We start from the raw sequence: 9,717 nt of genomic DNA on the forward strand, positions 1-9,717 counted from the left end.
CGGGGGCCCCACCGGGCCGGGTCATGCCGAGCCGGCCCAGGCCGCGGCGGCCCCGCGCCCGCGCGAGAGCGCCGACGACGCGCTCGCCTACGTCGTCCCCGCGCACACCGTCGGCGTCTTCTACCACTCCCCCGAGCCGGGTGCGGACCCGTTCGTGCGGGCCGGCGACACCGTCGTCGCGGGCCAGCAGGTCGGGATCATCGAGGCGATGAAGCTGATGATCCCGGTCGAGGCGGATCGCGGCGGTGTGGTCCGTGAGGTCCTCGTCGCCGACGCCACCCCGGTGGAGTACGGCCAGCCCCTGCTCACCCTGGACGTCGACGCACCCGCCGGCGGCCGGTGATGATCAAGAAGGTTCTCATCGCCAACCGCGGCGAGATCGCGCTGCGCGTCGCCCGCACCTGCCGTGAGCTGGGCATCGCCACCGTCGCCGCGCACTCGTCGGCCGACCGCGACAGCGCCGTCGTCGCGTTCGCCGACGAATCCGTCCAGATCGGCCCCGGGCCGTCGCGGGAGAGCTACCTCAACATTCCCGCCGTCATCGAGGCGGCGCGTATCCGCGGCGCCGACGCCGTGCATCCCGGCTACGGCTTCCTGTCGGAGAACGCCGACTTCGCCGAGGTCTGCGCGGCCGAGGGGCTGACCTTCATCGGCCCGCCGCCGGAGGTCATGGCCCGCCTGGGCGACAAGGCCGTCGCCCGGCGGATCATGGCCGAGGCCGGGCTGCCGCTGCTGCCCGGCAGCCGTGACACCCCCGACCAGCCGGAGGCGGCCGCCGCGGTCGCGGCGGAGATCGGCTACCCGGTCATCGTCAAGGCCGCGGCCGGCGGCGGCGGGCGCGGAATGACCGTCGTTCACGACGCGGACGCCTTCGCCCGCGCCTACCGGCACACCAGGGCGACCGCCCAGGCGGTGTTCGGTGACGGCCGCCTGTATGTCGAGCGGTACCTGCCGTCCGCGCGCCACGTCGAGGTCCAGGTACTGGCCGACACGCACGGCAACGCCGTCCACCTGGGTGCCCGGGACTGCTCCCTGCAGCGGCGCCACCAGAAGCTGGTCGAGGAGACCCCTGCGCCAGGCCTGCCGGCCGAGGTCGTCGAGCCGCTCTGCGCGGCGGCGGTGCGCGGCACCCTCGCCAGCGGGTACGTCGGCGCCGGGACCTTCGAGTTCCTCGTCGACCCGCAGGGCCGCTTCTACTTCATGGAGGTCAACTGCCGCCTGCAGGTGGAGCATCCCGTCACCGAGATGGTGACCGGCCTCGACCTGGTCGCGGAGCAGATCCGGGTGGCCGCCGGCGAGCCGCTCGGCTTCACCCAGGCGGACGTCGACGCCCGCGGCGTGTCGATCGAATGCCGCATCAACGCCGAGAATCCACGGCGCGATTTCGCCCCCGCCCCCGGGACGCTCGAGGAGTTCTCCGCGCCCGCCGGCCCGTTCGTCCGGGTCGACACCCACGCCCGCCCCGGGTACCGCATCCCGGCCTACTACGACTCACTGCTGGCGAAGGTCGTCGTCTGGGCCCCGGACCGCCCCCGGGCCCTCGCCCGGATGCGCCGCGCCCTCGACGAGCTGCACGCGGACGGCCCCGGCGTGGTCACGACCACGGAGTTCCTGCGCGGCCTGCTCGACCATCCCCGCTTCGTCGCCGCCGAGCACGACACCGTCATGATCGAGACCCTGACGTCCTGACCACCGCGCCGTTCTCGTCGCTCGTTGCAGGCGGCTGTCCCGTCGTCCCGTCGCGACGGGACGACGGGACGGGCCGCCGAGACAGCCGCGTGGACGTCAGGTACCGACCCGGACCGAGACCTCGGTACTCCCCTTGAGGGGGAGGGACATCCCGACGAAGCCGTTCGCGGGGTCGCGGACGTACTCCAGATAGTCCTCCTCCGCGTTGTCGTTGACGACGATCGCGCCGGGCCGCAGCTGCGGGGCGACCAGGCCGATGATCGAACGCGACAGGCTCGGCGGGTTCGCCGTCGGCCAGCCGTCGACGAGGAGCAGGTCGATGGGCCCGCCGAGGTCGGCGAACGTCTCCAACGCGTCGCCCACCCGGATGTCGACCAGCTGGTCCAGGCCCGCGTCGGCGAGGTTCTTCCGCGCCTTCGCCGCCTTCTCCGGGACGATCTCCGACCCGATCACCAGCCCGCCGCCGTTGTCGCGCATCGCGGCGGCGAGATACAGCGTGGAGATCCCCAGCGATGTCGCGCATTCGGCGACCCGGGTCGCACCCGTCGCCCGGCACAGCAGGTAGAGAAGGTCGCCCTGTTCGGGCGCGATCGGGAACGCGACATCGGTGAACTCGAACGGGTCGCGCGGCGGGAACCCGCCGCCGCCCCCCGCCCGCGGACCACTCCCGCCCCTCCCACCGGGACCACCCGGCCCACCCGCGCCAACGGGGCGGGGGCCCCAGCCGGGCGGCCTGCCCTCAGCCCTGACCCGCTCGATCACCGCGTGGACGTCGGGATCGCGCAACGGTCCGTTCAGCACATCACTCATTTGACCCTCCGCCGAGTAATCGCGATACATCGCGATACTACTCACGAGTCGACCGCCCGCAAGGCCGCATACCCGCAGTACTGGTGCCGACGCATGCCACGCCCGGAGTCCGCGCCAGGCACGCAGCACCCGCTGTGGGCGCTCGGCGCCAGCGCCTGAGGCGACCCGTCGGCGTACGGCGCCAGCCGCGGCGCGACGGCACACGACGGCACCTGGATGCAGGAGACTGGTCGTCATGCGGCAGGCGTTCGCCCACCAGGCCGTCGTCGAGATGCCGTCCGGCGCCGACCTCAACGCACCCGGCGCGGCGGTGACGGTCGCCCTGTGCGGGCACTGGGACCATCCGCCGCCCTGCCCGGACGCGCCGCACCACACCGCCGCCACCCGTACGTCGGACGGGGTGCGCCTGCGGATCCTCTTCGCCACCGAGCCTTCCGAGGAGCCCGCCGTACGCCGCCGCATCGAGGAGGCGTTACGGGGCGGGTGGCTGCGCGGCCCGGATGGCAGCATCACCCGCTGGCGGCTGCTCAGCAGCGAGGCCTCGCCGGTGACCGCCGCCGAGACCGGCCACGGCGCCCGCCTCGCCGAAGGCTGATCACCGCCACTCGGTACACGGTCTCCCGGCACCTCCATCTCGACCCTCCAGGCCGGCGCCTACCTCGCGAGCTCTCGTCCCGACTTCCCCGCGTCACGCCCGATCGGTCTCGGATGCCCTAGCCTGTGACCATGTCGACCGGCCACCGCGTGCGCGCCCGGGAGGCGTGGGTGGTCGTCGTCGCGGTCTTGGCGCTGCTCGGCCTCGGTGCGGGAACCGCCGGGCGCGCTGGCGGCCACTCCCCGGGAGACTTCATCGGTGCGGCCGCCACATCGGCCCTGTCCACGTTGCCGCCGCTCCAGGGCGGCTCGCCGTTCCCGCACCTCGACCGCGGCGCCCATCTCACGAACTCGTCGCCCTCGTGGGCCGGCAGTCACGAGGCCGGCCTCGCCGCCGCGCTCGTTCCGCTCGTTCTCAGCGCCGTCTTCCTGGGATGGCGCGGCTCCCGCTGCGCAGCACGCCCACTGCGCCCGGTAGGCCCCGGTGGTGCGCGCGACCCGCCGGCGCGGGGTGAACGTCCGGTCTGAGCGCGAGCGCCACGCCGCGATCCGGTCGCCGGCGTTCGACCGGCCGCGAACGGATCGCCGGTACCCCGTCACCCACCAGCATCGCCGACAGTGCCTCGATGGCCGACCGCCGGCCCGGCGTCATCCGGGTGAGCCGGGTCGGAAGCCTTCGCCGCCAGGAGCGACGACATCGCGGACGGATCGTTCCGGTTCGCTGCCGGGACGTGCCCCGGGGCGGCACGCCCGCGCCCGGTCCCAATCCCGACCACGACCCGGCGGCCTGCCGAGCGGCCGAGCGGCCGGCCGACCTCGGCCGACCGAACGCGGTCGGTGACAGCCGGTCGGCCCCTCGCACCCCCGCCCTCCTGAACTCACATCCTGAATTCGACACACACATCACTGACGGGGTTTCCCATGAATGTCGAAGAAACCGGGCTTCCGGGAATCGGCCTGCGGCACGACTTCTCGACCCGCGCCGGCCGGCGGGTCGGCGTGGTGTCGCATCACAGCGGCCGCCGCGTCCTGGTGGTCTATGACGCCCAGGATCCCGATTCCTGCGCCGAGTCGATAACCCTGACTCCCGAGGAGAGCGATGTGCTGTCCGAACTACTTGGTGCTCCCCACATCGTCGAGAAGCTGGCCGACATCAGCCGGGCGTTCGCGGGCCTCGTAGGCGACCAGATCACGATCGTCGCCGGGTCGCCCTACGACGGACGGCTGCTCGGCGACACCAGAGCCAGGACGCGCACCGGCGCGTCGATCGTGGCCGTGGTCCGCGAACAGCAGGTACTCGCCTCGCCCCGGCCGGACTTCCGTCTCCAGGCGGAGGATGTCGTGGTCGTCGTCGGGACGCCGGAGAACACCGCCGCTGTCGGCGACCTCCTGCGGTCCGGCTGAGGGGCGCCGCGACCATATGCATGATCTTGCCTCGATAATGATGGAACTGGGCGCGGTCCTGTTCCTGCTCGGCCTCGTCGGGCACGGCGCGGCCCGGTTCGGGGTCTCCCCGATTCCCTTCTATCTGCTGTGCGGCCTCGCCTTCGGCCATGGCGGCCTGATCCCGCTCGGCGCGAGCGAGGAGTTCATCGCGATCGGCGCCGAGATCGGCGTCGTTCTCCTGCTGCTCACCCTCGGCCTGGAATACACCGCCGGTGAGCTGCTGGTGGGCCTGCGCCGCAATGCTCCGGCCGGTGGCCTGGACCTCGCCCTCAACGCCGCTCCCGGGGTGGCCGCCGCGTTCCTGCTCGGCTGGGACTGGCGGGCGGCGGTCGTGCTCGGCGGCGTCACCGCCATCTCGTCCTCCGGCATCATCGCCAAGGTTCTCGGGGACCTCGGCCGGCTCGGCAACCGGGAGACCCCGGTCGTGTTGTCGGTGCTCGTCCTCGAGGACCTCGCGATGGCGGTCTACCTGCCCGTCCTGACCGCGCTGCTGGCCGGCACGACGTTCGCCGGCGCGGCACAGTCGCTCGCGATCGCGCTCGGCGCCATGGTCGGCGTCCTCTACCTCGCGCTGCGGCACAGCGCGCGGGTGACCAGGCTGGTGTACAACCCGACGTCCGACCGCAACGACGAGATCATCCTGCTGCGCGCGCTGGGCCTGGCGCTGCTGGTCTCGGGTGTGGCCCAGCAGGTGCAGGTGTCGGCCGCGGTCGGCGCCTTCCTCGTGGGCATCGCGCTGTCGGGCCCGGTGGCCGAGGGCGCGCGGGAGGTGCTGACCCCGCTGCGCGACCTGTTCGCCGCCGTCTTCTTCGTGTTCTTCGGCCTGCAGTCCGATCCGGCGCAGATCCCGTCGGCGCTGTTGCCCGCACTGGGGCTGGCGGCCGCGGGTGTCGCCACGAAGATGTTCACGGGCTGGTGGGCGGCACGGCGCTCCGGCATCGCCACCATGGGACGCTTCCGTGCCGGAGCGGCGCTGATCGCGCGGGGCGAGTTCTCCATCGTCATCGCCGGCCTCGCGGTCGCCTCCGACGTCGAGCCCCGGCTCGGGCCGCTCGCGGCCAGCTATGTGCTGCTGATGGCCATCATCGGCCCGGTGGCGGCCCGCGTCGTCGAGCCGCTCACCCGCGCCGCGCTGCGTCGCCGGCGCAGCCCGCACGGTGCAACCAGCTCAGCGCCGGCGACCAGATCAGCCCCCGTGACCGGCCCGGTCGCTGGGGCTGGCCTGGTTCCACCCGAGCCGCGCGGCCCGCTGTCGGTCGAGGCCGACGCCGATCCGGCCGCGGCGGGCCTGGACGATCCGGCTGACCTGCCGCAGCGTCCACGGGACACCGTGCGCGACTGACTCCGGCACTGGGCGCCGGCCCGCGGTGCGTCCGTCGAGGGCGTGACCGCGGCCGGTGCTCCGGCCGCGGCATCCGCGCGCTGCTTCTGAGCAAGCAGTGAGGATTTCGGCTCCTACACCAACCGAAATCCTCACTTCTTGCGGATTGCCAAGCACTTCGGCGCGCCGTTTGCCCCCATTGGTGTGAACTGCTGGCGCTGCGCGGTGGCCCGGGACACCCGGCGGGTCGGCGTGCGACGGGTGGGCGCTGACCTCCAGGTCAATATCGGTGGCCCCGGATCCGCCACTTCTTGGGATCTTGCTACACACTCGTGAGCTCCCCACGACCACAAGCCTCAGGTCTTACTCGGCAGCAGCGGCAAGCCTGAGCCAGCGCCCGAAGATCCGAACGCCCTCACCGCTAACGGAGGACTGGCGGGCCGTCGGCGAGGTAGTCGTGGATGCGCGCGAGATTGCTCTCCTGAATCTCGAGCTGGTCGAGCGTGGCGAGGCCATGGAAGCCGACCGCGGTCGACTCCTCGCTGACCTGCACCGATCCGCCTGTGATGGTGCACGCACAGCAGATGTTGAACTGCTGGCGGATCTCACCGTTGTCGTAGGCGAAAACGTGATGCGGGTCGGAGTAGATACCGATGATACGGTCGATCCTGACGTCGAACCCGGTCTCCTCCTTCGTCTCCCGGATGACGCAGTTCGCGAACGACTCGCCGATGTCCATCTGCCCGCCGGGAAGGGCCCACTTCCCCGTGTCGGCGCGCCGCTGCAGCAGAATCCGGCCCTCGCCGTCGACCACCACCGCCGACCCCCCGACGACCAGGGAGTTCGCGGCGGGAGCATCGGGGTCGTGGTAGTAGTCGACGCGCCCCATCAGTCATTACCTCCTGGTCTCGACAGGTCGTTCGGCCGAGCAGGGGCCGCCCGGCATCCCTGCGCCGCAGGTCTCACTATGGCGACGGCGGGGCCGTATCCGCACGGGAACGCACCAGAAGCCCACGCAAAGTCACCAGACCCACCGGCCCGCCGAGACGAGGCTCCTTTCCTGCGACGTAGGGCCTCCCAGGCGATTCCAGCGGGGCTACCATCATCGGAGGCTGGCCGAAACCCGCGCGCGGCCGACCGTTTCGTGGAGGTGGTCATGCCCGACCTGGGTGCACCGGAAATTCTGATCATCGCGATCGTCGTGCTGGTGTTGTTCGGGTCGAAAAGGCTCCCGGACGCGGCACGTTCCCTCGGCCGCTCAATGCGGATCTTCAAGTCCGAGGTGAAGGGCCTCCGCGAGGACGACCACAGCGAGCCCGCACCGTCGGCCACGGCACCGCCCGTCGCCCCCGCGGCACCCGTCGCCCCTGCGGCAGCGCCCGACGCCGTGATCCCGGCCACAGGCGAGGCCGCCCACTCGGCCGCGGCCAGGTAGCACCAGCAGCAACGCCGGGCCAGCGGAGCAGCGCCGGGAAACCAGCGCCCTAGAACGCCCGGGGAACACAGGTCAGACAACCGGACACAGGGGCACGCAGCGGTATGGACGCACCGAGCGGAATCATCAGTGCGATCGTCACCGGGCTCGTCATCGGGGTGCTCGGCCGCCTCGTGGTTCCCGGGCGGCAGGCGATCGGCTGCCTCATGACGATCCTGGTCGGCCTGATCGGTGCCGCCGGCGGTCTGGCCATCGCGAACGCCATCGACGCCGCCTGGCTGCTGACGCTCCTGCTGCAGGTCGGCGTCGCCGCCGTACTGGTGCTGATCACCGCGTCAGCCACCGGTCGCAACCAGTAGACCCAGCTCACCAGGCGAAAGCGCAGGTCAGCCAGCCTGCACATTGGCCACCACCTTCATCTGCCTCTCGTCGCAGCGCCGCCGGTCGCCGCGGGTTGACCCGGATCGTGCCGCGACAAGTGCAGCGCGGCAGGCGGCTGCCCCAACCGCCGCGTCACCGACAGGCGCCGAACCGACCGATGCAGGCGGTGCGGGTGATGCATATGTGGTGTGCAGGCCTGACCAGATGTCCAGCCAGGCCGACCACCACCGAGCCGGATCAGTCGCCCGGTGCGCCCGGTAGGCGGCCGAGACCATGCCACCCACGCCAACGCGCCCCAGTACGGCGCGCACACCATCGGCCTGCCCCGCGGTCAGTGCATACGACGCACGCAGCCCCCGACTAACCAGAGCATCCGCAAGCGGCCGTAGGTCCGCGGGCACCATACGACCCCGCCTCGACGTGGTGGTCTCCCGGCCGGCAGGGCCGCCGCGTTCTCCCCCGGGAGAACGCCAGGTAAATCCTTCGGGAGTCGTCGGTCCTGAGGACCGGGCACCCCGGTCCTCAGCCGGCGTTTCGGGCGCCGACTTCGGGCCTGCGGTCGATTCCGCCGCCGTGGCCGCGGGACGGACAATGCGATACCGGTTCGACCGGCGGCCGCCACCGATCTCGGTGACCAGGACACCGATCGTCTCCAGCGCGCGGACTGCGCGCCGGGCGGTGGACACCGACTCCTCGGCCCGCGCGGCCAGCGTGGGCATCGACGGGAACGCGCCCGACCAGTCCTCCGCGTCGAGGTAGTAGGCGACCGCAAGCAGCGTGGAACGCAGCACCCGCACCGACACCACCCGCCCACAGACCACAGTCGGGACAAGCTTTACGGCACGAACATGGGAGTACAGCGCGGAAACGGCGGAGCGTTGTGGAATGCTGGAGCTCACGGTTCGGACACCTGCGGCTTTCAGGGTTCGGATCGAGGCCCCGTTCCGGTGCTCTAACACCGGGCGGGGCCGCCCCATCGATGGGGATGATCCACGTTAGCTCGCGAAACCGGTCACACCCACCAGGCTTCCACCGTGACCACAACCAAGCCACATCTCGCAGCGTTTCTGCTACTAGAGTCCCCACAGCCATCCGACGTCGAACAAAGAGAGAGATAATTTATCTACTCGACCGGGCAGCCCCAGAAATCGGCGCTCCCACCCCGTGGACTGGCCGACTTTTTGGCGCAGACCCATCTTGCACGAAGACTTAAATAGCTATCTTCAATTTTCTAGCACTTGTCGCCAGTTATACGGACGGAGTAGCCGGCGGACACGGTGCCGAGGCCTGGTTCCGAGCCTGCGGCCGGGAACCGTCGGCGCCTTGTTGCGCAGCAGAGCGGGGCGCCACGCCTCCCCGACGGCGACTCGGGCGCGGAGTCCAGCCGACGACCCGCGGACCGTGCCACCTCCGTAGGTGTGGCTGTTCCCTGGACAAGCAGCAACGGGGACGGACCGACCGCGCGCACGGCGACCAACGCCTGCCGGTAGTCAGTGAGGACCAGTGGTGGATCACGGCCGCATGCTCGTCGAAGGCCGCGGCCTAGTACTCCAGCCCGACTTCTGTGATCGTTTAGATCTGGTGGGTCATGGTTGGGTGGCGGGGCTGAGGAGGGACGCGGGTCCGGGAACGTAAGAGACCACCGGTGATCCTCGCGGTTTGTGACGACACGTGAAGATCAGCCGGCGGCCGTGTGCCCCAGCGTAGACCCCGACGGGTGGCTTGAAGCGTTCGAGGGGCTCGCGGGCCGGCTCGACCGCCGGTTCCGTCGGCCGGAGTCCCGTCGGCGGATGCGCCGGTTCCTGCGCGGTCTGATGGCCGGGCTGCCTCGGGTGAACTGCTGGACGTTGGCCGAGTACGCCGGGGAGGCCTCACCGGGTGGGATGCAGCATTTCCTGGCCGAGGCGGTGTGGGACGACGACGGTCTGCGCGCTGACCTGCGTGACTACGTCGTCGAACGGTTCGGCGACCCCGAGGCGGTGTTCGTCTTCGACGAGACCGGCGACGTGAAGAAGGGATCGATGACCGTCGGTGTCCAGCG

At 71.2% G+C, this 9,717-nt stretch carries 12 protein-coding genes; 9 read left to right on the plus strand and 3 right to left on the minus strand.

Annotated elements, in window-relative coordinates:
• Positions 1-343: biotin/lipoyl-containing protein (locus FREUN1FDRAFT_RS36055; protein WP_006545347.1), on the plus strand; the 343-nt coding region annotated here is incomplete at its 5' end.
• Positions 343-1,689, plus strand: a complete 1,347-nt coding sequence (locus FREUN1FDRAFT_RS36060) for an acetyl/propionyl/methylcrotonyl-CoA carboxylase subunit alpha (protein WP_006545348.1) — start codon at positions 343-345, stop codon at positions 1,687-1,689. The genes FREUN1FDRAFT_RS36055 and FREUN1FDRAFT_RS36060, both read left to right, overlap by 1 nt.
• A gap of 96 nt (positions 1,690-1,785) precedes the next feature.
• Here FREUN1FDRAFT_RS36060 and FREUN1FDRAFT_RS36065 read toward each other — a convergent pair whose 3' ends face one another.
• Positions 1,786-2,499 (minus strand): O-methyltransferase, encoded by a 714-nt coding sequence (locus FREUN1FDRAFT_RS36065; protein ID WP_006545349.1) that lies wholly within the window; start codon positions 2,497-2,499, stop codon positions 1,786-1,788.
• A 235-nt stretch (positions 2,500-2,734) separates the two neighbouring features.
• On the opposite strand from FREUN1FDRAFT_RS36065, the gene FREUN1FDRAFT_RS36070 reads away from it, so the two are divergent.
• The 4 genes from FREUN1FDRAFT_RS36070 (at position 2,735) to FREUN1FDRAFT_RS36085 (ending at position 5,881) form a co-directional block, all read left to right on the plus strand.
• Positions 2,735-3,094, plus strand: a complete 360-nt coding sequence (locus FREUN1FDRAFT_RS36070) for a hypothetical protein (RefSeq protein WP_006545350.1) — start codon at positions 2,735-2,737, stop codon at positions 3,092-3,094.
• Between the two features lie 125 nt (positions 3,095-3,219).
• Complete coding sequence (locus FREUN1FDRAFT_RS36075; protein WP_035957251.1) at positions 3,220-3,621, plus strand: hypothetical protein; 402 nt, start codon at positions 3,220-3,222, stop codon at positions 3,619-3,621.
• A 393-nt stretch (positions 3,622-4,014) separates the two neighbouring features.
• Positions 4,015-4,497, plus strand: coding sequence for a cation:proton antiporter regulatory subunit (locus FREUN1FDRAFT_RS36080; protein WP_006545352.1), 483 nt, complete (start codon positions 4,015-4,017; stop codon positions 4,495-4,497).
• A 16-nt stretch (positions 4,498-4,513) separates the two neighbouring features.
• The gene (locus FREUN1FDRAFT_RS36085; RefSeq protein ID WP_006545353.1) at positions 4,514-5,881 is read left to right on the plus strand and encodes a cation:proton antiporter; all 1,368 of its coding nucleotides are present in this window, start codon (positions 4,514-4,516) and stop codon (positions 5,879-5,881) included.
• Between the two features lie 400 nt (positions 5,882-6,281).
• Here the strand turns inward: FREUN1FDRAFT_RS36085 and FREUN1FDRAFT_RS36090 are convergent, their stop codons facing one another.
• On the minus strand, positions 6,282-6,749 hold the full coding sequence (locus FREUN1FDRAFT_RS36090; RefSeq protein ID WP_006545354.1) for an NUDIX domain-containing protein: 468 nt from the start codon (positions 6,747-6,749) through the stop codon (positions 6,282-6,284).
• Between the two features lie 267 nt (positions 6,750-7,016).
• On the opposite strand from FREUN1FDRAFT_RS36090, the gene tatA reads away from it, so the two are divergent.
• Together tatA and FREUN1FDRAFT_RS36100 are read left to right on the plus strand one after the other, a co-directional pair.
• Positions 7,017-7,295: a Sec-independent protein translocase subunit TatA gene (tatA, locus tag FREUN1FDRAFT_RS36095; protein WP_006545355.1), complete on the plus strand. Its 279-nt coding sequence runs from the start codon at positions 7,017-7,019 to the stop codon at positions 7,293-7,295.
• Between the two features lie 104 nt (positions 7,296-7,399).
• Positions 7,400-7,654 (plus strand): GlsB/YeaQ/YmgE family stress response membrane protein, encoded by a 255-nt coding sequence (locus FREUN1FDRAFT_RS36100; RefSeq protein ID WP_006545356.1) that lies wholly within the window; start codon positions 7,400-7,402, stop codon positions 7,652-7,654.
• A gap of 27 nt (positions 7,655-7,681) precedes the next feature.
• Here the strand turns inward: FREUN1FDRAFT_RS36100 and FREUN1FDRAFT_RS36105 are convergent, their stop codons facing one another.
• Entirely contained in the window at positions 7,682-8,575 is an 894-nt protein-coding gene (locus FREUN1FDRAFT_RS36105) for a helix-turn-helix domain-containing protein (RefSeq protein WP_157475772.1), read from the minus strand.
• Positions 8,576-9,367: 792 nt separating this feature from the next.
• On the opposite strand from FREUN1FDRAFT_RS36105, the gene FREUN1FDRAFT_RS36110 reads away from it, so the two are divergent.
• On the plus strand, positions 9,368-9,717 hold a 350-nt coding region (locus FREUN1FDRAFT_RS36110), incomplete at its 3' end, for a transposase (RefSeq protein WP_035953398.1).

Source organism: Parafrankia sp. EUN1f (assembly GCF_000177675.1).
In the GTDB taxonomy this organism is placed as follows: Bacteria; Actinomycetota; Actinomycetes; order Frankiales; family Frankiaceae; genus Parafrankia.

Coding starts and splice junctions, on each gene's coding strand:
- FREUN1FDRAFT_RS36060 (WP_006545348.1), top strand. CDS start 343: ATGATCAAGAAGGTTCTCATCGCCAACCGCGGCGAGATCGCGCTGCGC.
- FREUN1FDRAFT_RS36065 (WP_006545349.1), bottom strand. CDS start 2,499: ATGAGTGATGTGCTGAACGGACCGTTGCGCGATCCCGACGTCCACGCG.
- FREUN1FDRAFT_RS36070 (WP_006545350.1), top strand. CDS start 2,735: ATGCGGCAGGCGTTCGCCCACCAGGCCGTCGTCGAGATGCCGTCCGGC.
- FREUN1FDRAFT_RS36080 (WP_006545352.1), top strand. CDS start 4,015: ATGAATGTCGAAGAAACCGGGCTTCCGGGAATCGGCCTGCGGCACGAC.
- FREUN1FDRAFT_RS36085 (WP_006545353.1), top strand. CDS start 4,514: ATGCATGATCTTGCCTCGATAATGATGGAACTGGGCGCGGTCCTGTTC.
- FREUN1FDRAFT_RS36090 (WP_006545354.1), bottom strand. CDS start 6,749: ATGGGGCGCGTCGACTACTACCACGACCCCGATGCTCCCGCCGCGAAC.
- tatA (WP_006545355.1), top strand. CDS start 7,017: ATGCCCGACCTGGGTGCACCGGAAATTCTGATCATCGCGATCGTCGTG.
- FREUN1FDRAFT_RS36100 (WP_006545356.1), top strand. CDS start 7,400: ATGGACGCACCGAGCGGAATCATCAGTGCGATCGTCACCGGGCTCGTC.